The sequence below is a fragment of the Amycolatopsis sp. NPDC101161 genome (genome assembly GCF_044768185.1).
Taxonomy (GTDB): domain Bacteria; phylum Actinomycetota; class Actinomycetes; order Mycobacteriales; family Pseudonocardiaceae; genus Amycolatopsis.
Window position 1 is genome coordinate 2,029,052 of the sequence record NZ_JBIWPI010000001.1, and the last position, 25,063, is coordinate 2,054,114.

A 25,063-nucleotide genomic window follows, 5' to 3' on the forward strand; every position below is an offset into this window, starting at 1 on the left:
TACTTTGCTGACCTAAGCATTCCATCCGGGGGCGGCGGACCCCAGTGAATTTCCGTCACACAGCGCATCCCGGAAGATGGGTGGGATGAGCGACTGGATCCGCCCGATCGGGCAGGGGTGGGTGGTGCGCGACGCGGTGCCCGGCCCCGACGTCGACGAGTTCGCCGAACCCGACCGCGTGGTCGCGGCGCTGGCCGCGCCCGGCGCCGCCGACAGCCTGCTGGCCGTGCAGCACCCGGCCCGGACGCCGGCGGCGCTCGCGCGCGGGCTCGGCCTGGCCGATGCCGTCCCGGTCGCGCGAGCCGTGCTCGAACGGCTCCGCAAGCGGTTCTACCGGCCGGTGCGCGAGGTCGTCGCGCCCTACCGGATCGAGGGGCCGGACGGCGTGGCGCTCGGGCTGCTCTGCCTGGTCGACCCGGCGGCGGTGACCGACGAGGGCGCCGCGCGGGTCCGGCACACTGAGGACGTCTACGCCGACGTCGTCGCCGAACGCGCCGCGGTGCTGGCCGGGCTCGGCTGCGCGACGAGCGCGGCGATGCTCGTCCCCGCTTCCGGCGGCGACCTGCTGACCGAGCAGGTCGAACGCGCGTGCGCCGGACTCGGCCTGCCCGATCTGTCCACTTCGGACGCGGCGGGCCGGCGCCACGACCTGTGGGTGGTGCCGCCGGGCCCGCTGCAGAACCGGCTGCTGGCCGCGGTCGCCGCGGCCGACCTGCTGGTGGCCGACGGCAACCACCGGGTCGCGGCGGCCGCGGCGGCCGGCCACGGCGCGCTGCTGGCGCTGGTCACGGCGGGGCCGCAGCTGCGGATCGGCGCGATCCACCGGGTGCTGACGGGCACCGGGCTCGGCCCGGAGGACCTCGTGACGCGCTGGTCCGCGGCCGGGCTCGACGTCCGGTACGACGAGCACGCGGTGCCGGTCCCGGGGGAAGTGGTGGTCCGCGCGGGCGCGGCGGTGCTGCGGATCCCGCTGCCGGTCCCGGACTGGCCGTGGCCGGTGATCGACCACGAGGTCGTCGAGCGGGTCCTGTTCGCCGACGCGCTGGGCGTGGACCCGGACGGGCCGTGCGTCCGGCCGCTGCCGGCGGGACGTCCGGTGCCGGCCGGCGCGGACGCGGTCGTGCTGCTGGCGCCGGTGCGGTACACGGACGTCCTCGCCGTGCACGCGGAGGGACGGCGGATGCCGCGGAAGGCCACGTACTTCACGCCCAAGCCGCGCAGCGGACTGGTGCTGGCGGAGCTCTAGCGGGCGTCCCACCAGTTCAGGACGCGGGTCGCGAACAGCGTCAGCCACTTCGACGGCTCGCCCGGCGGGACGTCCACGTCGAACCACACGCGGCCGGTGTGCCGCTCGGTCTGCAGCCACGTCCCGTCCGGCTGCCTCGCCGCGCGGATCAGCTCGATCGCCTCCGCCAGGCGCGGGTCGGGGCGGTCCGCGTCGCGGAAGTACGAAGCCGCGTTGAGCACGTCGTAGTGCCAGCGGATCGGGTAGGAGAACTCGCCGAGCCACGGGGCGATCGGCTCGCCCGTCGACAACCGCCGGGTGAGCCGGCGCTCCAGCAGGTACTCCTCCCCGGAGCGGCGAGCCTCGCGCACGGCGTCGGTGCCGCCGGTCGCCCGCTCGAACGCCAGAAGGCCCTTCAGCGCGTTCAGTGTCGAGTGGACGGACGAGCGCGTCGAGCCCTCGACCCACTCGCAGTTCCAGCCGCCGTCCGGCAGCCGGCGGTCCACGAACCACGCCGCGATCCCCGCGACGTCCGCGCCGAGCCAGACGCCGTTGGCGAGCGTCCAGGCGTTGATGCAGCAGTCGACCTCGCCGGCCCAGTAGGGCAGGTTTTCGTACTCCCACCGGCTGTTCTCGGCCAGCAGCGCGGCGGTACCCCGCAACGCCGAGGCGTCCAGGCCCCATTCGCGCAGGGAGTTCAGCGTCCACGTCGTGGCCGTCCACGGCTGGGCCTCGCCGCCGCGGAAGCCCGCCGGGAAGAACGCGCCGCCCGCCCACTGGCCGTCCGCGTCCTGCAGGGCCAGCAGCCGGGCGCCGAAGCCTTCCGTGGCGATCCGGGCCCGCGTGGCTTCCCAGACCTCGGGTGGTTCGTCCGCCAGGTCGCGCTCGACCTGCCAGCGCAGGGCCGGATCGGAGTCGCGCAACCAGGCGAGCGGGTCCATCAGGCCCCCGTGACGCCGTCGATGGCTTCGCGCAGGAAGTCGGCGTGGCCGTTGTGCCGCGCGTACTCGTGGATCATGTGCAGCATCACCAGCCGCAGCGAGACGTCCTCGCCCCAGCGCGCCTGGTGCCCGGTGACGTCCAGGGACTCGGCGGCTTCTTCGATCTTGCGCGATTGTTCCACTTCGGCCTGCCACGCTTCGAAGGCCTCCGCGCGGGTCGACGAGCTCGCGTCGTAGGCGGCCTGGAAGTCCCCTTCGGGGGACCACCGCAGCGGGATGTCCTCGGCGTTGATCACCCGCCGGAACCAGGTGCGCTCCACTTCGGCCATGTGCCGGACCAGGCCCAGCAGGGACAACGTCGACGGCGGGCTCGACGCCCGGCGGAGGTCCTCGTCGGACAGGCCGTCGCACTTCATGGCGAGGGTGGCGCGGTGGAAGTCGAGGAACGTGCGCAGCATCTCGCGCTCGCCCCCGGTCAGGGGTGGTTCGGGGCGTTCGGTGGTCACGCGGGAGTGTCTATCACGCCGGGAAATGTCGTACCTGTGTTTTAAGCTCGCGCGGTGGACTTGCCCGTGATGCCGCCCGTGCGGCCGATGCTCGCGAAAGCCGTGCACGAGGTGCCTCGTGACCCGGGGTTGCTGTACGAGCCCAAGTGGGACGGCTTCCGCTGCGTCGTGTTCCGCGACGGCGACGAGATCGAGCTCGGCTCCCGCAACGACCGCCCGCTGACCCGCTACTTCCCGGAGCTGGTGGAGCTGCTGGCCGCCGCGTTGCCGCCGCGCTGCGTCGTGGACGGCGAGATCGTGCTGGTCACCCCGGCCGGGCTCGACTTCGAGACGCTGCAGCTGCGGCTGCACCCGGCGGCGTCGCGCGTGCGCAAGCTGGCCGAGGAGACGCCGGCCAGCTTCATCGCCTTCGACCTGCTCGCCCTCGGCGACACCGACCTCACCGAGGCGCCCTTCCGCGAGCGGCGCGAGCAGCTGGAAAGCATCCTCCGCACGGACGCCGAGGGCCTCCAGCGCGTCCACCTGACGCCGCTGAGCGAAGACCCCGCCCAGGCCGAGGACTGGTTCACCCGTTTCGAGGGCGCGGGCTTCGACGGCGTCATGGCCAAGCCCGGCGACCTGCCGTACGAGCAGGACAAACGCGTCATGCTGAAGGTCAAGCACGAGCGCACCGCCGACTGCGTCGTCGCCGGGTTCCGGTGGCACAAGGACGGCGTGGGCGTCGGCTCGCTGCTGCTCGGGCTGTTCGACGACGAGGGCGTGCTGCACCACGTCGGCGTGGCGAGCAGCTTCACGAAGGCCCGGCGCGCGGAGCTGGTCGAGGAGCTGGCGCCGCTGCGCGAGAACGCGCTGGAGAGCCATCCGTGGCGCACCTGGGCGGAGTACGAGCCGGATCCGGGGCGCAAACCGGGGGCGATGAGCCGGTGGGCGCCGCAGAAGGACCTGTCCTGGGAGCCGCTGCGGACCGAGTGGGTGGCGGAGGTCCGCTACGAGCACCTGCAGGGCGGCCGGTTCCGCCACGGCGGGCGGCTGGTCCGGTTCCGGCCCGACCGCACGCCGGAGTCGTGCACGTACGCCCAGCTCGACGAGGCACCGCCCGCCGAGCTCGCCAAGCTGTTCGGGGAGGCGCGATGAGCGAGGCGATGCTGCTCGACGTCGACGGCGTCGAGGTCAAGATCAGCAGCCCGGACAAGGTCTACTTCCCGGAGCAGGGGCAGACGAAGCTCGACCTCGTCGAGTACTACCGGGCGATCTCCGGGCCGCTGCTGGCCCGGCTCGGCGGGCGTCCGCTGCTGCTCGAGCGCTACCCGGACGGCGCGGGCGGCAAGAACTGGTTCCAAAAACGCGTTCCGAAGGGCGCGCCGCCGTGGCTGAGCACCACGGTCGTCTCCACGCCGAACGGCACCACGAGCGACGCGCTCGTGGCCAAGGACCTGGCCCACATCCTGTGGGCGGTGAACCTCGGGTGCCTCGGCTTCCACGTCTGGCCGTACCTGGCCGACACGCCCGAGGTGACCGACGAGCTGCGCGTCGACCTCGACCCGTCACCCGGGATCGGGTTCGACGAGCTGCGCGAGGCCGCGCTGCTGACCCGGGAGTTCCTGGCCGAGCACGGCATCGAAGGACACCTGAAGACGTCCGGGTCGCGGGGGCTGCACCTGTACGTGATGCTCGAGCCGCGCTGGGACAGCTTCCAGGTGCGGGCCGCGGCCGTCGCGCTCGCGCGGGCCCTCGAGCGGCGGCACCCGGAGAAGATCACCGCGCAGTGGTGGAAAGAAGAACGCGGCTCGCGCGTGTTCGTCGACTTCAACCAGAACGCGCCGCACAAGACCGTGTTCGGCACGTGGTGCGTGCGGCCGCGGGTAGGTGGCCAGGTGTCCACGCCGATCGCGTGGGACGAGCTGGACGGCGTCGAGCCGGACTCGTTCACGCTGAGCACGGTGCCGGCCCGGGTGGCCGAGCGCGGCGACCCGTGGGCCGGGGCGGGGGAGCGGCCGCAGTCGATCGGGCCGCTGCTGGAAATGTCCGAAGTGGACATGGCGAACGGGCTGATGGACGCGCCGTGGCCGCCGGTGTACCCGAAGATGCCGAACGAGCCGCCGCGGGTGGCGCCGAGCCGGGCGAAGAAGGCGTGAGGTGGCCACGGTCGCGGAATGCCGGGCCGATGACGGGTTCCTGCTCGCGCTGCTGACGGCGATGACGGCCGAGCTGGTGGTGGTGTACGACCTGCCCCCGGACGCGCGCCCGCGGCCGCTCGCCCCGGCGAGCCGGTTCCTGCTGGCCCGCGACGGTTCCCGCGCGATCGGCTGCTGCGCGGTGGAGCCGGTTTCGCCGGGCGTGTACGAGCTGAAGCGGATGTTCGTCGCCCCGGACGCGCGCGGCACGGGCGTCTCGACGGCGCTGGTGGCGGAGTCCGAGCGCCTGGCCCGCAGCGACGGCGGCGTGCGGCTGAGGCTGGAGACGGGAGTCCGCCAGCCGGCGGCGATGCGGCTGTACGAGCGGGCGGGGTACCGGCGGGTGCCGAACTTCCCGCCGCACGAGGGTGATCCGGAGTCGGTCTGCTTCGAGAAGGAATTGGCTTAGCCGGGCGGCTCCTCACGCGCCGACGGCGGCGCGAGCCGAGGCGAGAGCTGGCTCCAGGCGACCAGCGCGACCAATCCGGTCAACCCGAACACCGCGGCCTGCCCGATCCCGGAAGCGGCGGCGCCCGCCAACGGCGCCGCCGCGGTCTGACCGGCGCCCAGTCCCGCGAACGACCACGTCACCCCGCGCGCCGGCCGCTCGGGGAACAGCCGCGCGGCCCACAGGATGCACAAGCCCGTCAACGCCATGTACGTCAGACCGAACAGCGCGCTCGACACCAACGCCCCCGGCAGTCCCGGCCGGGGCCAGGCCAGCAAGCCGATCCCGCACGCCGCCAGGGTCCACGTCGCCACGTTGGCCACGCGCAGGCCCGTCCGCTCGGCCAGCCGGCCGGCCAGACCGCCGAACAACCCGGCCACACCGATCGCGCACCAGCAGCACGTGACCGCGACCGGACCCAGACCCGCCTCGGTGAGCCGCGAACTCGAGAACGTCCAGTACGGCGCGCTCGTCACTCCGATCAGGACCGAGTTGACCACCAGCGGCGCCATCCCGCGGGTCGAGCCGGGCTCCTCCGGCGCGGCCGGTGCCCGGGGCAGCACCCGCCCCACGATCAGCGTCACCGCCACGCCGAGGGCGGCGAACGCCGACCAGATCACGGGCCAGCCGAACGCCAGCAGCGGCGTGAACGCCGACGCCGCGAGCCCCAGCCCGGTCCCGGTGTTGGCCCACGTCTGAGCCCGGTCCCGCACTCGCGGGGCGACCGTCCGGCCGATCAGCTGGGCGACGCCGGGCGACACGAGACCCGCGCCGGCGCCCGCGACGACGATCCCGGCCCCGAACACCACGACACCGGGGGCCGCGGCCATCAGCGCGAGGCCGAGCGTCGCCGACGCGGCGGCCAGGACGACCGTGCCGTGCGCGGATCGGCGGGACGTCACCGGTGACACCAGCAGCCCGAGGCCGTACCCGGCGGTGGACAGGCCGCCGAGGACGCCGGCGCCGACCGTCGTGAGCCCGAACGTCTCGCTGAACCGCGGCACGAACAGTCCGTAGGCGTAGCGCGCGAAGCCGTAGCAGAGGGCGATCGCGCTCGCCCCGGCCGCGGCGGTCGACCACCACGCGGCCGTCGTCTTCGGTTTCGTTCCGAGGGCCATGCCGTCCACCAAACAGACAGGTCTGTCTGTTGTCAACCGATGGTACGATCAGTGCAGGTTAAAGCCATACCGACCTGTCTGGAGGAACGCTGTGGTCCGCACCCGTCCCGGCGCCGCGCGAGCAAAGGTGCTCGAGGCCGCGTCGACGCTCTTCTACCGCGACGGGATCCACGCCGTGGGCGTCGACACGGTGGCGGCCGAGGCGGGCGTGACGAAAGCGGCGCTCTACGGCAACTTCGGCTCCAAGAGCCGGCTCGTCGTCGCCTACCTGCGGGAACGCGACCGGCGCTGGCAGGAGGAGATCGACCGGATCACGGACGGGCACGCCGATCCGCGCGAGCGGGTGCTGGCGGTGTTCGACGCCTACGAAGCCTGGCTGGCCCGCGACGACTACCGCGGCTGCGCCTTCCTCAACGCGACCTCGGAGTTCCCCGACCCCGGCGACCCGGTCCGGGAAGTCGTCCGCCACCACAAAACCGCGCTGCACGGCTTCCTGCGGGCCCAGCTCGAACGCGGCGGGCGCGCCGACGCCGCAACACTCGCGGACGAGGTGATGCTGCTGCTGGAGGGCGCCGCGGTCACAGCCGTGGTCGCCCGGACCGCGCAGCCGTTCCGCACGGCGAAGCGGCTCGCGGAGACGTTGACCGCCTAGATCTCCAGGTCGAGCGACAGCTGGCCGAGGTCATCGCCGGCCGGGGCCACGCGAAGGCCCGCCGGCGGCGCGGGCAGCGTCGCCACGCACGCCCGGCAGGGCGCCACCTCCGACGTCGTCAGGTCCACCGGCTTCCAGCTGCGGGACTCCCGTTCGCCGCACGCCGACCGCCGGTAGCGCAGGTCGCCGGAGCGGGTCATCAAGTGCGCCAGCGGCACTTCTTCGGGCAGCACGCCGACCAGGTACCAGCGTGGTGCGCTCACCGCGGTGGTCGTCATGGCCGCCAGTCTCCGTCGCCGCTCCGGCGGCTCCGGCGCATTTCCCGATCTTCGGCGTGGCGCGGCGTCAGGCCTGGTCGGGGAGGTACCGGAGGATGTGCAGCAGCCCGCGCTCGTCGATCACCGACGGGTCCGGCGCGACGCACGCGGTCAGTTCGGCGAGCACGGCGTCGGTGTCGATGCCCGCGCCGATGAGCACGAGCTCCGTGCGCGGCGCCTCGCCCGGCGGCCACGCCGACCGCTCCAGCTGGACGAACCCGCCCACCGTGTGCAGCCGGAAGCGTGCGCCGGCGCCGAAGTCGGCCTGGCCCTTCATCCGGTACAGCCCGGCCGGGCGCCGCTCGAGCCACTCGACGAACGCCTTCGGCGCGAGCGGCGTGCCGGCGGTGAAGGTCACCGTCTCGTACGCGGCGTGCAGGTGCTCCGCGTGGTCGTGCTCGCGCAGGTCGTCGAACGACAGCTGGCCGACGCGCTCGCCGCGGGGCTCGGGGTCGAAGAACAGCCGCGGGTCGACGCGCCCGTGCGAGGTGACCAGCAGCGGGCGGCCCGGCGCGAGCTCCTCGACCGTGGCGGTGACCTTGGCGAGCGCCTCCGCGGGCACCCGGTCGGCCTTGTTCAGCACCACCAGGTCGGCCAGCCGCACGTGGTCGGCCAGCTCGGGGTGCCGCTCGCGGGCGGACTCGAACTCGGCCGCGTCCACCACCTCCGCGAGCCCGCCGTAGCGGATGTCCGGGTTCTCGCTGGCGATCATCAGCCGGATCAGGTCGCGCGGCTCGGCGATGCCGCTGGCCTCGACGACGATGACGTCGATCCCCGCCTCGGCCGCGGAGAGCCGCCCCAGCATCGCGTCCAGGCCACTCGCGTCGACCGCGCAGCAGAGGCACCCGTTGCCGAGCGAGACCATCGTGTCGACCTGGCCGGCGACGGCGAGCGCGTCGACGTTCACCCGGCCGAAGTCGTTGACCACCACGCCGACCCGGGCACCCTCGCGGTTGGCGAGCAGGTGGTTGAGCAGGGTCGTCTTGCCCGCGCCGAGGAACCCGGCGACGAGAACCACGGGGATCTTGCGCACAAAACGACTCTAGCGCCGCGCGCGGGCGCGCTAATACACGGGGGAGCGGCGCCGGTGAAGGCCATTCGGCGAATACGCTCGAACAGCGGAAACCGGTTCACCGGCAAAGGATCACCTCCGTTTCACCGTCCACTGTGATCGATTGACGGAAAACGCGCTGCGACATGTCCGGATAACGCTTGGTAGCAGCTATTTTCCCCGCGTTTCCGCTGGCCATGACGCAATTGCGGAACACGGTGGGACGCCGTTCACGTCCGGTGGATTGCGTCCGGAGAAACGTGGGGTACTCTCCCCGGCCTGGCCGGAGGTGCTGTGGTGGCAGCGACTTCCGGCCCGCCCCGTTGCGGCGACCATCGGAGGAACGGTGAACCTTTGCGTCGGGATGCAGAACACGATTCCGGAGAGTGGGGAAGCGCGATGACGGTTACACCCGAGCGGGTGACGCCCTCGCTGCCGATCTACCAGCGCGTCTCGGAGGAGCAGAGCGTCAATTCCGCGGAGGCGGAGGAATTCCTGGACCGGATGTTCGCCGAAGGCGCCGCCGAAGACGGCGAGCGCTTCGAGACCCGGCTGGCCGAGGTCCGCGCGGAAATCGCCGAAACGGGCACCTACCGGCACACCGCGGCCGAGCTCGCGTACGGCGCGCGCGTCGCGTGGCGCAACTCCGCCCGCTGCATCGGCCGGCTGTACTGGAACAGCCTGCGGATCCGCGACCGGCGCCGGGTCACCGACGCCGCCGCGATCGCCGGCGAGTGCGTCGCCCACCTGCGCCAGGCCACCCGCGGCGGCCGGATCCGGCCCACGATCACCGTGTTCGCCCCGGACACGCCCGCCGCGGCCGGGCCGCGCATCCACAACGAGCAGCTGATCCGCTACGCCGGGTACCGCCTCGACGACGGTTCGGTCCTCGGCGACCCGCGCTACGCCGAGTTCACCGAGCGGGTGCGAAGACTCGGGTGGCGGCCGCCCGAGCGCAGAGGCTCCTTCGACGTCCTGCCCCTGCTGGTCGAGGCCGACCCGGGCGAGCCGCGGCTGTTCACCCTCCCCGCGGACGCCGTCCTGGAGGTGCCGCTGACCCACCCCGACCACCGCTGGTTCGCCGGCCTCGGCCTGCGCTGGCACGCCGTGCCCGCGATCAGCAACATGCCGCTGGAGATCGGCGGCGTCACCTACCCCGCCGCGCCGTTCAACGGCTGGTACCTCGGCAGCGAGATCGGCGCGCGGAACCTCGCCGACGAGCAGCGCTACGACCTGCTGCCGGTCGTGGCCGAGCTGATGGGCCTCGACACGGCGTCGGAGCGGACGCTGTGGCGAGACCGGGCGCTGGTCGAGCTGACGCTCGCCGTGCAGCACTCGTTCGACGCCGCCGGCGTGACGATGGCCGACCACCACACCGAATCCCGGCGGTTCCTGTCCCACCTCGACCGCGAAGAGCGGTCCGGCCGGCGGTGCCCGGCCGACTGGAGCTGGATCGTCCCGCCGCTGTCCGGCGGCCAGACGCCGGTCTTCCACCGCTACTACGACCCGCCCGATCCCGAGGAGCGGCCCGCGTTCCTCTCACCGGACTGAGTTGCCGCGGCGGGCGGAGGGCCACGGAGAGCAACGTCGGAGCGCCCGTATGGCGGATCGTGCGCGGCCCGCGGCGCAAGACCGCGCGACAGGGCCGACAATGGGACGCATGACCGCAGTCCTCGTCGCCTACGCCGGGCGCCACGGCGGAACCCGGCAGATCGCCGAGGTCATCGCCGCCGAGCTCGGCGAAGCCGGCCTGAGCGTGGACGTGCGCGACGCCGCCGACGTCGCCACGGTCGGCCACTACGCCGCGGTCGTCGTCGGCAGCGCCCTGTACTACCACCGCTGGCGGCCCGAGGCCGTCCGGCTGCTGGAGCGCAACGCCCGGGCACTGTCCGAGCGCCCGGTGTGGCTGTTCCACAGCGGCCCGTGCGGCCCGGGTGCCGCCACCCACCAGGTCAGCCTGCCGGCGAACGTGGCGCTGCTCGCGGCGCGAATCGACGCGGAGCGCACCGCGACGTTCGGCGGCCGGCTCGACCCGGCGACCGTGCGCGGGCTGATCCCGCGGCTGATGGCGTCGGGGCAGCGCGCGGGCGACTTCCGCGACTGGGACCGGATCAAGGCGTGGGCGCGCGACGTCGGCCGTCGCGTCCGGACGCGCGTGGCGCTGTAACCCTTGCCCGCGCGGGCCGGTGAGTGCTAGACCAGCCCTGAGGTCTTCCGGTGGGGAACCGACGGGACGGGGCGAACGTGACGGAACGGGAAGCGGCACCGGCAGCAGGGAAGAAAGCGCTTACATCCGATCAGCGCAACGCGTTCCTCGCGGCGCTGCTCGGCTGGAGCATGGACTCGTTCGACTACTTCCTGGTCGTGTTCGTCCTCGCGGACATCGCGAAGGACAAGTCGTTCGGCGCGACGGCGACGCAGCTGGCGTTCATCACCACGGCGACCCTGGTGATGCGGCCGGTCGGCGCCCTCGTGTTCGGCTTGTGGGCCGACCGCGTCGGCCGGCGGATCCCGCTGATCGCCGACGTCCTGCTGTACTCGGTGGCCGGTCTGCTGTGCGCGTTCGCCCCGAACTTCACCGTGCTGCTGATCCTGCGGTTCGTCTACGGCATCGGCATGGGCGGCGAGTGGGGCCTCGGCGCGGCGCTGGCGATGGAGAAGATCCCGGTCGCCCGGCGTGGGTTCTTCTCCGGGTTGCTGCAGGTCGGCTATTCGATCGGCTACCTGCTGGCGGCGCTCGCGTACCTGCTGTTCCACTCCGCGCTCGGCCTCGAGTGGCGCTGGATCTTCGTGCTGAGCATCTTCCCGGCGCTGATCACGCTGCTGATCCGCGCGCGGGTGCGCGAGTCGGAGGTCTGGGAAGCGACGCGGGAGAAGCTGAAGGTGACGCGGACGTCGGTCAAGGACGTCTTGCTGAACGGGAAGGTGATCCGCCGCTTCGGGTACCTGATCCTGCTGATGACGGCGTTCAACTGGATGAGCCACGGCACCCAGGACGTCTACCCGAGCTTCCTCAAGGCCCACGACAACGGCGGCGCCGGGCTGAGCGCGTCGACGAGCACGTGGATCGCGGTGCTGTACAACGTCGGCGCGATCATCGGCGGCCTGACGTTCGGCACGCTGTCGGAGCGGCTGGGCCGCCGCCGGACGATCGTGACGGCCGCGGTGCTGGGCCTGCCGGTGATCCCGATCTTCGCGTTCGACCACGGCGCCGGGATGCTGGCGCTGGGCTCGTTCCTGATGCAGATCATGGTGCAGGGCGCGTGGGGCGTCATCCCCGCGCACCTGACGGAGATGTCGCCGGACGCGATCCGCGGCTTCTACCCGGGTGTCACCTACCAGCTGGGCAACCTGCTGGCGGCGCTGAACCTGCCGATCCAGCAGGCGATCGCGGAGTCCCACGGGTACTCCTCGGCTCTCGTGTGGACGGTCGTGCCGGGCCTGGTGGCGGTCGCCGTGCTGACGGCGATCGGCAAGGAGGCCAAGGGAATCCGGTTCGGCGAGTCGGCGGTGACGACGGCCCCGGCCGGAGCTCAGTAGACCCGGCCGGCGACGGCCTCCGCGCAGGTCACCGGCTCGTACCGGACCCTCGGTGGATGGCTCGACCATCCGCGGAGCGCGGTCACCGAAGCGTCTTCAGCCGTTCCAGGAGGTGGAGCCACTCGATCGCCTCGGCCGTCGTGAAGTGCAACGGGAGCGTCTCGCCCAGGCCGAGGGCTTCGATCGCCCGGCGGACGACCGGAGCGCAGCCGGCGATCGCGAAGGGGACGCCGGCCTCGCGGGCGTCCGCGGTGGCGTCGAGGAGCACGGCGACGCCCCGGGCGGTGCAGTGGGTGGCGCCGGACAGGTCGAGGACCAGGACGGGCGGGGCCAGGCGCAGCTCTTCGGCGAGCCGTGCCCGCAGCCGCAGGCAGCCGTCGAGGTCGATGTCCCCGCGCACGGCGAGCACGCAGGCATCGGCGGTGGTGGTGACGACGATGCCCATTTCGGGCTCGGGTTCCCCGCGCAGGCTGTCGTAGTAGCGAGCCATCAGGGCATCGATGTCGAGGCCGGCCGGGTAGGGGACGGCGTCGATCTGCCGGGCCCAGGCACGCAGAGCCGCCAGCACCTCGCGGTGCCGGGCATCGTCCTCGGGCCAAACCATGTCGGTTACATCGCTGCGGGGTCGCGTTTCGCAACAGGGGGGTCACCCACACGGCGCAGTGGGAGTGTTACGGGAGCCTGGTTGGGGAAGGTCTACAAAGGACTGCGGATGGGTGGGCCGGCGCCTGGAGCGCGATGGACTGGGCGGGCCGGGCAGGGTTGGGTCCGCGCCGGGCTCGGTGGGGAAGCGCTGCGCGCGGTGGGTGAGGGGCCGCACCAGGCACCTCGGGCGAGCGGGCGCAAGGCCGGGTAACCCGATAGGAGCGCCGCGCATACGGGGCGAGCGGGTCGGAGTCCAGCTGGGCTGGGTTGCCGAGCGTGGATGCCGCGCACCTGGGGGGGAGTGGGCGCAAGGCGGGCTGCGCCGGGAGTGCAGCGCATGCCGGGTGAGCGGGTTGGCGTCCGGATTGCGCTGGGCGGCCGCGCGAAAACCAGTGCCGCGCCAAGCAGCCCGATCCCAGCCACCAGCCCACAGATCCGAGCCTCCTGCCCTCCCACCCAGCGAGCCGAGGCACACTACCGAGGTGCGCCCGGCGATCGGGCGCGGGAACGAGGGGGACCTGTGCGGCGTGGGTGGGTGATCGCGGCGGCCGGGGTCGTCGTCGCGGGTGGGGTGGCCGTGGCTATCTGGTGGCCCTCCGGCCACGATGACGGCCTGCCGCCCGCCCGGGCGCGCGTCTACGCCGACTTCTCCGCCTGCCTGCTCACCGGAGCCCAAGGCCTCGCCGCCCCCGGGGCCGGCCCCGTCTGGGCCGGGCTGCAGGACGCCTCCGGCGACACCGGTGTCAAGGTCTCCTACCTCGCCGCCGCGGGGCCGGCCACCGAGGCGAACTACCTGCCCTACGTGAACTCGCTCGTCCAGCGACGCTGCGATGTCGTCGTGACGGCGGGGGAGCCCGGCACCACCGTGGCCGCCGCGCAAGCGCCCGCGCACCCCGCGATCCGGTTCGTGATCGTCGGCCCGGCGACCGGTGCCGCGGCGAACGTCTCGCCCGTGCGGGTGAGCGAGCACGTCCGTGACGACGTCGCCGCGGTGGTCCGGCAGGCCGCGCACGCCGCCGGGCACTGAGGATTGATCCACGTTCGTCCGATTTGGGCCGCTTTCCGTTTCGTTACCGGTGTCGTTGATCTCAGAATTCGGTGATTTGCAGTCTTTTCCGCACGGTCGCCGGTGTGGTGAACTTCCTCGCCGTTCGTCGGGGATGGACATCGAGGGGGACCCGTGCGTCGTCGCGCCGCGAGAGTTTGTGCTGCCTCCATACTTTTGGGACTGGGGCTTTCGCTGGGCAGTGGCCAGGCCGACGCGGCGCAACTGGCGCCCGGGCACCTCCCGCTCGCGGAACTCGGTTCGTGGCTGGGTTCGCTGTTTTCCGGTTCCCCGCACTGGGGCGCGACTCCCGTCCAGACCGCGGGCACGGCCGACGGCAAGGGTCACGACGCGAGCACCGCCTCGACCCGCGCCCGCGGCGGGGCGGGGAAGGCGCCCGGCGCCGCACCCGGTGAGCTGCCGGAGGATCGCGGCCACGGCCGGAAGGTGACTCCGGGGCCGAGCGGCGTAGCGACGCACGGCTTCGACGCTGCGACGAGCCGGCGCGACGCCGCGAAGTCGAGCGCCACGATGAACTACTTCGCCAACGCCGACGGCTCGGTCACCCGCGACTACACGCGCGGCCCGGTCAACTTCTCCGACGGCCCGTGGGGCTGGCGGGCGATCGACACCTCCGTGCACGGCGGGCCGGACGGCCGCTGGCACGAGACCGCCAACTCTGTCGGCGTCGACTTCGCCGGCAACGCGGCCGACTCCGCGCTCGCCACCCTGACCGTCGACAATGGACACACGATTTCCTACGGGCTGCAAGGCGCCCGCGCGGTCACGCCCCGCGTCGACGGCCACGCCGCGACCTACGCCGGCGCGCTCGCGGGCACCGACGTCGCGCTCGAACCCACCACGACCGGCCTGAAGGAATCGCTCGTCCTGCACTCGGCGACGGCACCCAGTACCTGGGTGTTCCCGTTGTCCCTCACCGGCCTCACCCCGCGGATCGAGACCGACGGCTCGGTGAGCCTGCTCGACGGCGCGGGCGCGATCCGCCAGCGCATCCCCCGCGGCTACGCCTTCGACGCGAAGGTCGACCCGGTCTCCGGCGTCCCCGCCACGACCTACGCGGTCGGCTACGAGCTGACCCAGGTCGCCGGGAAGCCGGCGCTGAAGGTGACGCTGGACCCGAAGTGGCTGGCCGACCCGGCCCGCGTGTTCCCGGTGACCGTCGACCCGACCTTCACCGACACGCCGGCGTCGACCTACGCCGAGATCGGCGCGCCCGGTGACCACTCGATGGAGAAGACCGTCAAGATCGGGTCGTACAACTCCGGCCCGGACTCGGCGAACACGTTCCTCCAGTTCCCCAAGGACCTCGACGGCTCCCAGGTCACGGTCAGTTCCGCCACGCTGAAGCTGTACGACACCTGGGCTTCGACCTGCCTCGCCGAACGCTTCGACGTCGCCCCGGTGACGCAGGCGTGGACGCCGGCCGGCGTGACCGCCTACCCGGGGCCGTCCTTCGGCGCCAGCATCGGCAACGCCACCCCGTCGGTGCCGAACGCGTGCGCCAACCGCGGGGCCGACCGGACCGTCGGCGACTGGGTGAACGTCCCGCTGTCGACGGCGACCTTCGCCGGCTGGGCCAACGGATCCGCGTCCGACTACGGCCTCGCCGTGTACGCGGCTACCAACGACAGCCTGCACTGGAAGCAGTTCGACTCCTGGCTGATGAACGCCGGCTACCAGCCGGTGCTGTCGCTGACCACGAGCGGCAACGTGCCGCCGGTCGTCGACTCCGCCTTCCCGGGCGCCGGCGGGACGACGACCAGCCTGGTCCCGTTCCTGTTCGCCACGGCCCACGACATCGACGCCGGCCCGGGCGCGCTGAAGTACCGCTACCAGGTCGCCGATCAGGCGGGCGCGACCATCGCCGACTCCGGCCTGGTCACCGAGGGAACCTGGCGAGTCCCGGCCGGGAAGCTCAAGTACAACCAGACCTACTACTGGGCCGTGCAGGCCTACGACGGCTCGTCCTATTCGGCCGACCCGCCGTGGAACCCGCTCACCGTGCAGGTCGACCAGCCGCTGGTGACGTCGTCGCTGTCGCAGAACACCGGCGTGCACGGTGTCGAGCCGAGCATCGGCAACTACACGACCTCGGCCACCGACGCGGAGGTGCGCGGCGTCGGGCCGGCCTTGTCCGTGGTGCGTGACTACAACTCCCGCGATCCCCGCACGACCGGAGCCTTCGGCGCCGGCTGGTCGAGCGTCGTCGACGCGCGCGCGGCCGAGCAGTACGACTTCGACGGCTCGGGCACGGTCGTCAGCGTGCTGGTGACCTACCCGGACGGTTCCGAAGTGGGCTACGGGAAGAACGCCGACGGGACGTTCTCCCCGCCGGCCGGGCGGTTCGCCACCTTCAAGGCGATCACCGGCGGGTACAGCCTCACCGACAAGAACGACACGGTCTACACCTTCACGCAGGCGCTCGGCTCGGGTGTCTACCAGCTGTCGTCGATCGCGGACGCCAACGGCCGCGCCGTGAACCTCACCGTGTCGGGCGGGCACCCCGCTACCTTGACGTCCGCGGTGTCCGGGCGGGCGCTGCACCTGGCCTGGACCACGCCGGCCGGCGCCACGAGCCCGCACGTCGCTTCGGTCTCGACCGACGACCTGACCCCGGGCGCGCCGCTGACCTGGACCTACGGGTACACGGGTGACCAGCTCACGAGCGTCTGCCCGCCGGGCACGACGACCGACTGCACCCGCTACGGGTACACGGCGGGCTCGCCGTACCGCACCAGCGTCCTCGACGTCGGCCCGCACTCGTTCTGGCCGCTGTCGGAGGCGAGCGGGACGACCGCGGCGAGCGCGGTGCTGACCAACGAAGGCACCGATGCCGCGACCTACCACGACGTCGCCCTCGGTCAGCCCGGTCCGCTCGCCGGGTCCGCCGCGACCGCCGCCGGGTTCAACGGCACCTCGTCGTACCTCCAGCTGCCGCGCGCCGACGCGGCCGCGCCGAACACGATGTCGGTGTCGATGTGGTTCAAGACCGCCGCCACCAACGGCGTCCTGTTCTCCTACAGCACCATGCCGCTGACCGAGGCGACGAGCCCGGCGTCGCAGTACACGCCCGCGCTCTACGTCGGCAACGACGGCAAGCTGATCGGCGAGTACTGGACCGGGGCCACGGACAAGACGATCACCACGGCCAACCCGGTCAACGACAACGCGTGGCACCACGTCGTCTTCACGCACTCCTCGACCAGCCAGGGCATGTACCTCGACGGCCAGTTCGTCGGGCAGTCGGTCGGCGCGATCGTGCCGATGGGCCCGCAGAACCGCTTCATCGGCGCGGGTTTCCTCGGCAACCAGTGGCCCGACCAGTCCCACGCCGGCCAGCCCGGCACCGCGACCTTCTTCAACGGCCAGATCGCCGACGTCGGCATCTGGGACAAGTCCGTACCCGGCGTCCAGGAGATGCCGCTCTACCAGGCCGGCAAGCAGCAGGCGAGCCTGCTCACCTCGATCACCCGCCCGTCCGGGGCGGTGCACACGACCGTGTCCTACGACCCGGTTTCCCAGGCGGTCACCCAGATCGGCGACGAGAACGGCGGCACGTGGAAGTACGCGCCGCTGACCGCCAGCGGCTCGAGCCAGGTCTACCGCGGTGCCGTGCTCGGCTCGCAACCCGAGCTGTACCAGCGTTTCGCCGACGCGCCGGGCACGGCGGTGCCCGCGGGCGAGGTCAACTACCGGCCCTCGGCCTACACGAACGCGACGCTCGGCGTGACCGGCCCGTTCACCGATTCGACCGCCGCGAAGTTCCCCGGCACAGTCGCCAGCGTCACATTGCCTGATCACTTGGTGAGCGCATCGACCACCGCGTCGGTCGAGTTGTGGTTCACCACCACGTCGACCGCGGCGGGCACGCTGTTCTCGACCGGGAACTCGGCACTGGGCGCCGCGAACCCGTCCGGTGGCGCGATGCCCGTGCTGTACGTCGGCACGGACGGCAAGCTGCACGGGCACTTCTGGGACAACTCCGTCGCGGGCATGGCCTCGCCGGGCAAGGTCAACGACGGCAAGTGGCACCACGTCGTGCTCAGCGGCGCGAACACCAGCCAGGTGCTCTACCTCGACGGCCTGCAGGTCGGCACGCTGTCCGCGCAGATCTTCAACAGCGACCCGCTGAACTTCGCCGGCGCCGGCGTCTACAACAGCAACGGGTGGCCGGCCGCGCCGTCCGGGAACACCTGGAACTACTTCGCCGGTTCCCTCGGCGAGGTCGCCTACTACCGGTCGGCCCTGTCCGCCGCCCAGGTCGCCCAGCACTTCCTCGCCGCGGGCAACTCCCAGGGACTGGCGCCGCTCACGACGTCCACCATCACCGACCCGGCCGGCAAGACGTCCGTGCAGCAGTACGAACCGGGCGCCGGGAACCACAAGATCGCCGAGACCGACACCGCCGGGCACCGCACCACCTACGGCTACGACACGTCCGGCTTCCTGCACACCAGCACCGACCCCAACGGCAACGTGGTGACCGTCGGCCACGACGTGCGCGGCAACGTCGTCTCCCAGACCACCTGCCAGAACCAGGCCGCGGAGAAGTGCTCGACGTCGTACTCGACGTACTTCCCGGACGACACCACCCCGCAGCTGACGACGGCCGACGCGCGCAACGACCTGATGCTGACGTCCCGGGACGGCCGGTCGTCGAGCGCGACCGACCCCGCGTACCTGACCTCGTTCGGCTACGACACCGCGGGCAACCGCACCTCGGTGACCACGCCACCGGTCCCGGGATTCCCGAACGGGCGCACCACGACCATCGCCTACAGCGACGGCACCTCGGCCTTCCCCGCGGCCGACACCGGCACCGTGCCCGCCGGGCTGCCGGTGAAGACGACCTCACCCGGCGGCGCGGTCAACCGGATCTCCTACCGGCACAACGGCGACGTCGACAGCACCACCAACGCCGACGGGCTGGTCACCCGGTTCACCTACGACCCGCTCGGCCGCATGCTGACGAAGACCGCGGTCTCCGACAGCTACCCGGCGGGCCTGGTCACCTCCTACGGCTACGACGGCAGCGACCAGGTCGTCTCGCAGACCGACCCGGCGGTGACCGACCGGGTGACCGGCGCGGTGCACACGGCCGTCACGACCAGCGTCTACAACGCCGACGGCAGCATCACCTCGCAAACCGTCGCCGACGGCACCGGCGGCGACGCCGCCCGCACCACCAGCTCCACCTACAACGACAAGGACCAGGTCGCGTCGACCACGGACGCGAACGGCAACGTCACCACCTACACCTACGACGTCTACGGCAACAAGAAGAGCGAGACCGACCCGAACGGCACCGAGACCGACTGGACCTACGACGGCGAAGGCCACCTGCTCACCCAGGGCGTCTGGTACACCGGCAGCCCGGTCGACCCCAAGCCGGCGACGTTGCTGACCCAGAAGTCCAACGCCTTCGACCCGGCCGGGCGCCTGGCGTCCGAAACCGACTCGATGGGCAACACCACCGCCTACACCTACACCGACAACGGGCTCACCGCGACCGTCACCCGCAAGGATCCCACCGGGCAGCAGTCCTTCGTCGCCGAATCCAACACCTACGACGCGTCCGGCAACCTCATCGGCACGGTCACCGGCAACGGCGCGAACACCTCGACGTCCACAGTGGACGCCGCGGGCCGGGTCGCGCAGACCGTCGACGACCCGGGTGGCGCGGCGCGCTCGACTTCGGTGTCCTACACCCCCGACGACAAGGTCGCCACGAGCACGCAGTCGGACCCGTCCGGTCGCAGCCGCACGGTCAGCACGTCCTACGACCCGATGGGCGTGCTCACGTCCCGGTCGGTCGCCGCGGACGGCACCGGGCACCCGGTCGGCTGGTGGAAGCTGAACCAGACCTCCGGCAGCACGGTCACCGACTCCTCCGGCACCGGTAACACCGCCGCGGCGTCGGCGGTGACCTGGTCCGGCGGCGCCGCCACGCTCGACGGGACCAGCTCGCAGATCGCGACCGGCGGCCCGGTGCTCAACACCGCGGCGAGCTACACCGTGTCCGCCTGGGTCAAGCCGGCCACGCTCGGTTCGGCGTTCCAGACGTACGTGGTCCAGAAGGGCGCCGTGATGAGCGGCCTCTACCTCGAATACGACCCGAGCACCCACAAGTGGTCGTTCTCGAGGTTCGGCACCGACGCGGCGAACGCCACGGTGTACCGCGCGGAGTCTTCGGCCGACGCGCAGGCCGGGGTGTGGACCCACCTCGCCGGGGTGTACGACTCGGGCACCGGCTCGATGACGCTCTACGTCAACGGCGCGGCGGCCGGGAGCACCACCGACCCGACGCCGATGGCGGCCGGCGGGCCGCTGGTGATCGGGCACGGCTGGTACACCGGCGCCGACGGCAACTACGCCACCGGCCAGGTCGACAGCGTCCAGGCCTACTCGCGCGCCCTGCCGGCCGCCGACATCGCGACCGTCTACAACGGAGGCCGCAACGGCGGAACCGCAGCCTCCTCCGCGGCGGAGACGACGACGTGGACGGTCGACCAGCGCGGCCTGCCGACGTCGATGACCGACGCGAACGGCAACTTCACCACGTACGCCTACGACGAGGCCGGCAAGCCCGCGGTGACCACCGCGCCGACGGTGAACACGGAGACGAACGGCGGCCCGGCCACGGCCGTCCACCCCGTCACCACGACGGGCTACAACACCTTCGGCGAGCCGGTCGAAGCCGTCGACCCCGACGGCAACCAGATCACGACGGTCTACGACGCGGCGGGACAGCCGGTATCGGTCACCAACCCGAACTACACCCCGCCGGGCGGTAGCCCGATCACGGCCACCACCGTGCGCACGTACGACAAGATCGGGCAGGTCGTGTCCGAAAAGGACCCGCTAGGCCACGTGACCGGGCTGGCCTACGACCAGCTCGGCGACTTGGTCCAGGTGACCAAGCCGTCCGGCGCCAAGGCGGTGTCCACTTTCGACACGAACGGCGACCGGCTCTCGGTCGTCGACGCGAACGGTGCCCGCACCGAGGCGACCTACGACTTCCTGTCCCGGCAGCTGACCTCGACGGTGTTCGAGCGCTATCCCTCGACGCTGACCGCGACGACGACCAACTCCTACGCGGCGTCGCCGGTCAACCCGGGCGGTGCGAACCTGGCCTCGACCAAGACGCCCACCGGCGCGACGACGTCCTACGGGTACAACGCCCTCGGCGAGACCACTTCGGTCACCGACGCGGCCGGGAACACCACCCGGTACGGCTACAGCTACCTCGGGGAGAAGGCGACGGTCACCGCCGCCGACAACACCTCGACGGCGACGGCCTACGACCAGTCGAGCCGGCCGGTGCAGGTGACCCGCAAGGACGCGGCCGGGGCGGTGCTGCAGCAGACGTCGGCGGTCTACGACGCCGGTGGCCGCCTGACGTCCAGTGTGGACGGACGCGGCACCGCGCGGACGTTCACCTACGACGCGGCGAACCGGCTGGCGAGCGAGATCCAGCCGGTCTCGGCGACCTCGTCGATCACCACGACGTTCGGCTACGACGCGGCGGGCAACCGGACCCGGTTCACCGACGGCCGCGGCAACCCGACGATCACGCGCTACAACTCCTGGAACCTGCCCGACGCGCTGGTCGAGCCGGCGACGGCCGCCTACACCGCCGACGCCGACCGGACCTTCACGTCCGTCTACGACGCGGCGGGGCGCCCGGTCACGCAGACGCAGCCGGGCGGGGTGACCGTGTCGGCGGGCTACGACGACGACGGCAACCTCGTCAGCCAGTCCGGCGGCGGCGCCGACGCGGCGACCGCGACCCGGACGTTCGGCTACGACCCGGGCGGGCGGATGACCTCGGCCGCCACGAGCGAGGCCGGCGTGGCCGGGCACTCCGACCACCAAGCCGCGTCCAGCGAGACGTTCACCTACAACGACCGCGGGTCGCTGCTCACGGCGACCGGCTCGGCGGGGTCGTCGTCGTTCGCCTACACCACCGACGGGCTGATGAGCTCGCGGACGGACGCGGCAGGCACGACGTCGTACGGCTACGACGGCGCCGACCGGCTCTCGACCGTCACCGACGCGGCCACCGGCGGCACGCAGACCCTCAGCTACAACGCGCTCAACCAGGTCAGCGGCATCCAGTACGGCACCGGGAACACGCGGACGTACGGCTACGACGGGCTCCACCGGCTGACGAGCGACGCGCTGAAGACGGCCGGGGGAGCGGCGATCGCGTCCGTCGGCTACGGCTACGACGCGAACGGCAACCTCACGTCGAAGACGACCGCGGGCTTCGCCGGGGCGGCGGCCAACACCTACACCTACGACCTGGCCGACCGGCTCGCGTCGTGGAACAACGGAACGTCCACAGTGGCCTACGGCTACGACGCGGCCGGCAACCGGACCCAGGTCGGCTCGTCGACCTACACCTACGACGCGCGCGACGAGCTGACGTCCGACGGCTCGAACACCTACAGCTACAGCGCGCGCGGGACGTTGCGCGAACGGGCGTCCTCGACCGGCACGCTGGTGTCCTCTTCGGACGCGTTCGGGCAGATGGCGGTCCAGGGCACGCAGGCCTTCGGCTACGACGCGCTCGGCCGGAACCTGACCGACACGACGATCGCGTCCGGCACGGCGACGACGTTCTCCTTCTCGGGCCAGGGCAACGCGATCGCCTCCGACGGCACGGCGACCTACAGCCGGGACCCGGGCGGCGGCCTGGTCGGCGTCGCTTCCGGTGGCACCGGGGCGTTCGCGTTCGTCGACCAGCACACCGACGTGGTCGGAACGTTCACCGCTTCGGGGTCCGCGATGGCCGGCTCGACGGCGTACGACCCGTTCGGGAACGTGCTGGCGTCGGCGAACGTGAAGGGGCAGCTGGGGTACCAGTCGGGCTGGACGGACCGCTCGACCGGCAACGTCAACATGGCGGCCCGCTGGTACAACCCGGCGGTCGGCCAGTTCATGAACCGCGACACGGTGTCGAACAGCCCGGTGCCGAACCCGATGGAGGCGAACAAGTTCGCCTACGTCGACGGCAACCCGATGACGGGAACCGACCCGTCCGGGCACGGCTGGCTGGGCGACGCGTGGTCGGCTTTCACCGACCACGTCCTGGCTCCCGCGGCGTCGTTCGTGTACCACGAGGTGATCCAGCCGGCGGCGCACGCGGTCAACACGTACGTGGTGCAGCCGCTGGTCCACGTCGCGGTGTCGACGTACCACGCGGTCCGCGACGGCTACCACGCGGCGGTGCGGCTGGTGAAGAACGCCTACCACCGCACGGTGCGGTTCGTGAAGCACGTCTACCACGCCGCGGTCCACGCGGTGAAAACCGCGTACCACTACGTGGCGAAGGCTGTAAAGACGGCGGCGCACGCGGTGGTCCACGCGGCCAAGGCGGTGGCGCACGCGGCGGTCTCGGCGGCGAAGACGGTGGGCCACGCGGTGGCGACGGCGGCGGTGGCGGTGGGCCACGCGGCGGCATCGGCGGCGTCTCACGTGGCGACATACGTGAAGGAGCACGCGTCGACGATCGCGGGCATCGCGGCGGGCGTGCTGGTCGGCGCGGCGTGCACGGCCATCACCGCCGGGACGGCCGTGGTCGGCTGTGCCGCGCTGGGTGGCGCGGTCGGCGGCGCGGTGTCGTACGGGATGGACTGCTCGAAGGCGCACAACTGCTCGGTGGGTGGCGCGGTCGAAGCGGTCGGGCTGGGCGCGCTGGGTGGCGCGCTGGGTGCCGGGCTGGCGGGCCCACTGGGCGGCAAGCTGGTGGCGGACGCGTTGGACGGTGCCCTGCCCCAGGTGGCTACCCAGGGTCTGGTCGGCGCGGGGTCCGGAGCAGTCAGCGGCGGCGTGACGGCGCTGGCCGGCTACGGGCTGAACTGTGGCCGGGACTGTTCGGTGAGCGGAGCGCTGTCCGCTGCGGGCGCGGGTGCCGCGGCTGGTGGTGCCGGGGGAGCGGCGTTCGGGGCGCTCGGTGGGTTGCGGGCGCGGGGCCGGAGTGCTTCGGAGGAGAAGCCGACCTCGTGCTCGGTGCCGCACAGCTTCCTCGCGTCGACGAAGGTCCTGTTGGCGGACGGTTCTTCGAAGCCGATCTCGTCGCTTCGGGTGGGTGAGCGCGTCGCGAACTCGCAGCCGGGCAAGCCGGGGTTGGAGGCGCATCGGATCGACCGGGTGATCGTGACCGAGACGGACCACGACTTCGTGGACGTGAAGGTGAAGCCGAGCGGGGTCCGCCGTGCGGTGGGCCGGGCAGTAGCGGGGTTGGCGGTGGCCGCTGCCGTGGTGACAGGAGGTGCGGCCACGGCATCGGCGGCTCCGGCGACGGTGACCACGACGTATCACCACCCGTTCTACGACGTGACGCGCGGCGAGTTCGTCGAAGCGGTGAACCTGCAGGTGGGCGACCGCCTGCAGACGGCCGATGGTGGCGAGGCGACGGTCGAGGAGGTGACGCCGTACCACTCGACGGAGGTCACGTACGACCTGACGATCCACGAGCTGCACACGTACTATGTGCTGGCCGGGGACACTCCGGTCCTGGTCCACAACTGCGGCGGCGACGCCAATGTGACCGACCAGCGACTTGCTCATATTGAGTATCGTCATGGCCCCGGCGCGCGCGACCAGGCAATAGCAGCAGGCGAGACCGACTTGCCTGGGGAGTTCAACGATGACTTCATATGGAACGGTGATGACCACGTCCTTCGGCAAAACCTCGTCGACGGCGCCAACACCTCTCCGGAACTCAGAAACCCCAACGGTCCGGGGCACCTGCATCAGGCTGACTTCGGCCGGCCGATCGGGGTGAACGGAGCCGGCAAAGAGACTTCGGTCGCCGAGATCGTCGTCCGGGATGGCAGAATTTGGACTGCATACCCGAAGTAACGAGTTGAATAGAACGAGGTGGTGGGATGTCAGAACGCATTTTCCAGTGGGGAGAGGTGCGGCACGGGTGGGCCTCGTTCGAATTGTCCGCCGCCGGAGCCGGGGCTGCTTATCGCGCGACCGTAAGCGACTCGACCGATGTGTTGAAGAGTCTGGTCACGGCAGTGTGCGAGCTACTTCGCGGCGAGTCTCGGCAAGATGTTTCCTTCGACAACGAGCCCGGAGAGATTTGGTGGGTGTTCCAGTCGCAGGGTTCGGTATTGAAAATTCGTGTGTCGTTTCGCCCCGAATGGGGTCGAGGTGTCGGCGAGGAAAGATGGGAAGCAAGCGAAGTTGACCTGAAGCAGTTTGCCGAGAACGTATTTTTTTCGACGCGTGACTTGCTCGAAAGAATCGGCAGAGACGAGTTCCGTAAATCATGGCCTTCCCACCCGTACCCGCAGTCCGAGATGGATGAACTCGCTGAGTTGCTTTGAGTGGCAGGGTGGCCGACGTCCCAGGTGAACTTAAG

Annotated in this window: 17 protein-coding genes; 11 read left to right on the forward strand and 6 right to left on the reverse strand. The window is 71.7% G+C overall.

The genetic code is table 11. The features are described 5' to 3' along the window. Positions 1 to 85 precede the first annotated feature (85 nt). Positions 86 to 1,246: a DUF1015 family protein gene (locus tag ACIRSS_RS09970; protein WP_400892841.1), complete on the forward strand. Its 1,161-nt coding sequence runs from the start codon at positions 86 to 88 to the stop codon at positions 1,244 to 1,246. On the opposite strand, the gene ACIRSS_RS09975 is transcribed toward ACIRSS_RS09970, so the two are convergent. Both ACIRSS_RS09975 and ACIRSS_RS09980 read right to left on the reverse strand, forming a co-directional pair. Next, complete coding sequence (locus ACIRSS_RS09975; protein ID WP_400892843.1) at positions 1,243 to 2,166, reverse strand: squalene cyclase; 924 nt, start codon at positions 2,164 to 2,166, stop codon at positions 1,243 to 1,245. The two genes, ACIRSS_RS09970 and ACIRSS_RS09975, sit on opposite strands and share 4 nt — an antisense overlap. Then, positions 2,166 to 2,672, reverse strand: coding sequence for a DinB family protein (locus tag ACIRSS_RS09980; protein ID WP_400892846.1), 507 nt, complete (start codon positions 2,670 to 2,672; stop codon positions 2,166 to 2,168). The genes ACIRSS_RS09975 and ACIRSS_RS09980 overlap by 1 nt, the downstream gene beginning before the upstream one ends. A gap of 54 nt (positions 2,673 to 2,726) precedes the next feature. Between ACIRSS_RS09980 and ACIRSS_RS09985 the strand changes: the two genes are divergently transcribed. The 3 genes from ACIRSS_RS09985 to ACIRSS_RS09995 are packed head-to-tail and all read left to right on the forward strand — an operon-like array spanning position 2,727 to position 5,255. Next, a complete protein-coding gene (locus ACIRSS_RS09985; RefSeq protein WP_400892848.1) occupies positions 2,727 to 3,806 on the forward strand; it encodes an ATP-dependent DNA ligase in 1,080 nt (359 codons plus the stop codon). Continuing rightward, positions 3,803 to 4,807 carry a non-homologous end-joining DNA ligase gene (gene ligD, locus ACIRSS_RS09990; RefSeq protein WP_400892851.1) on the forward strand — a complete coding sequence of 335 codons (1,005 nt, stop codon included), beginning with the start codon at positions 3,803 to 3,805 and terminating at the stop codon, positions 4,805 to 4,807. Before ACIRSS_RS09985 ends, ligD begins: the two co-directional genes overlap by 4 nt. A gap of 1 nt (position 4,808) precedes the next feature. Next, positions 4,809 to 5,255 carry a GNAT family N-acetyltransferase gene (locus ACIRSS_RS09995; protein ID WP_400892853.1) on the forward strand — a complete coding sequence of 149 codons (447 nt, stop codon included), beginning with the start codon at positions 4,809 to 4,811 and terminating at the stop codon, positions 5,253 to 5,255. Here ACIRSS_RS09995 and ACIRSS_RS10000 read toward each other — a convergent pair. Continuing rightward, positions 5,252 to 6,412, reverse strand: a complete 1,161-nt coding sequence (locus ACIRSS_RS10000; protein WP_400892855.1) for an MFS transporter — start codon at positions 6,410 to 6,412, stop codon at positions 5,252 to 5,254. The genes ACIRSS_RS09995 and ACIRSS_RS10000 overlap by 4 nt on opposite strands. Positions 6,413 to 6,503: 91 nt before the next feature. Here ACIRSS_RS10000 and ACIRSS_RS10005 point away from each other — a divergent pair, with 91 nt between their 5' ends. Further along, positions 6,504 to 7,064 carry a TetR/AcrR family transcriptional regulator gene (locus ACIRSS_RS10005; RefSeq protein ID WP_400892857.1) on the forward strand — a complete coding sequence of 187 codons (561 nt, stop codon included), beginning with the start codon at positions 6,504 to 6,506 and terminating at the stop codon, positions 7,062 to 7,064. On the opposite strand, the gene ACIRSS_RS10010 is transcribed toward ACIRSS_RS10005, so the two are convergent. Next, on the reverse strand, positions 7,061 to 7,342 hold the full coding sequence (locus ACIRSS_RS10010; RefSeq protein ID WP_400892859.1) for a hypothetical protein: 282 nt from the start codon (positions 7,340 to 7,342) through the stop codon (positions 7,061 to 7,063). The genes ACIRSS_RS10005 and ACIRSS_RS10010 overlap by 4 nt on opposite strands. 67 nt (positions 7,343 to 7,409) lie before the next feature. Continuing rightward, entirely contained in the window at positions 7,410 to 8,414 is a 1,005-nt protein-coding gene (locus ACIRSS_RS10015) for a CobW family GTP-binding protein (RefSeq protein ID WP_400892862.1), read from the reverse strand. A gap of 417 nt (positions 8,415 to 8,831) precedes the next feature. Here ACIRSS_RS10015 and ACIRSS_RS10020 point away from each other — a divergent pair, with 417 nt between their 5' ends. From ACIRSS_RS10020 to ACIRSS_RS10030, 3 genes are all read left to right on the forward strand, one after another. After that, positions 8,832 to 9,983, forward strand: coding sequence for a nitric oxide synthase oxygenase (locus ACIRSS_RS10020; protein ID WP_400892864.1), 1,152 nt, complete (start codon positions 8,832 to 8,834; stop codon positions 9,981 to 9,983). Between the two features lie 109 nt (positions 9,984 to 10,092). Then, the gene (locus ACIRSS_RS10025; RefSeq protein WP_400892866.1) at positions 10,093 to 10,599 is read left to right on the forward strand and encodes a flavodoxin domain-containing protein; all 507 of its coding nucleotides are present in this window, start codon (positions 10,093 to 10,095) and stop codon (positions 10,597 to 10,599) included. 77 nt (positions 10,600 to 10,676) lie between these two features. Beyond that, positions 10,677 to 11,972 carry an MFS transporter gene (locus ACIRSS_RS10030; protein ID WP_400892869.1) on the forward strand — a complete coding sequence of 432 codons (1,296 nt, stop codon included), beginning with the start codon at positions 10,677 to 10,679 and terminating at the stop codon, positions 11,970 to 11,972. Between the two features lie 82 nt (positions 11,973 to 12,054). Here the strand turns inward: ACIRSS_RS10030 and ACIRSS_RS10035 are convergent, their stop codons facing one another. Continuing rightward, positions 12,055 to 12,576 carry an STAS domain-containing protein gene (locus ACIRSS_RS10035; RefSeq protein ID WP_400892871.1) on the reverse strand — a complete coding sequence of 174 codons (522 nt, stop codon included), beginning with the start codon at positions 12,574 to 12,576 and terminating at the stop codon, positions 12,055 to 12,057. Between the two features lie 561 nt (positions 12,577 to 13,137). Between ACIRSS_RS10035 and ACIRSS_RS10040 the strand changes: the two genes are divergently transcribed. The 3 genes from ACIRSS_RS10040 to ACIRSS_RS10050 all read left to right on the forward strand — a co-directional run bounded on the left by ACIRSS_RS10040 (position 13,138) and on the right by ACIRSS_RS10050 (position 25,028). Next, on the forward strand, positions 13,138 to 13,644 hold the full coding sequence (locus ACIRSS_RS10040; RefSeq protein WP_400892873.1) for a hypothetical protein: 507 nt from the start codon (positions 13,138 to 13,140) through the stop codon (positions 13,642 to 13,644). A gap of 195 nt (positions 13,645 to 13,839) precedes the next feature. Further along, positions 13,840 to 24,552 (forward strand): LamG-like jellyroll fold domain-containing protein, encoded by a 10,713-nt coding sequence (locus ACIRSS_RS10045; RefSeq protein ID WP_400892875.1) that lies wholly within the window; start codon positions 13,840 to 13,842, stop codon positions 24,550 to 24,552. 26 nt (positions 24,553 to 24,578) lie between these two features. Then, positions 24,579 to 25,028, forward strand: a complete 450-nt coding sequence (locus ACIRSS_RS10050) for a hypothetical protein (RefSeq protein ID WP_400892877.1) — start codon at positions 24,579 to 24,581, stop codon at positions 25,026 to 25,028. Positions 25,029 to 25,063 lie beyond the last annotated feature (35 nt).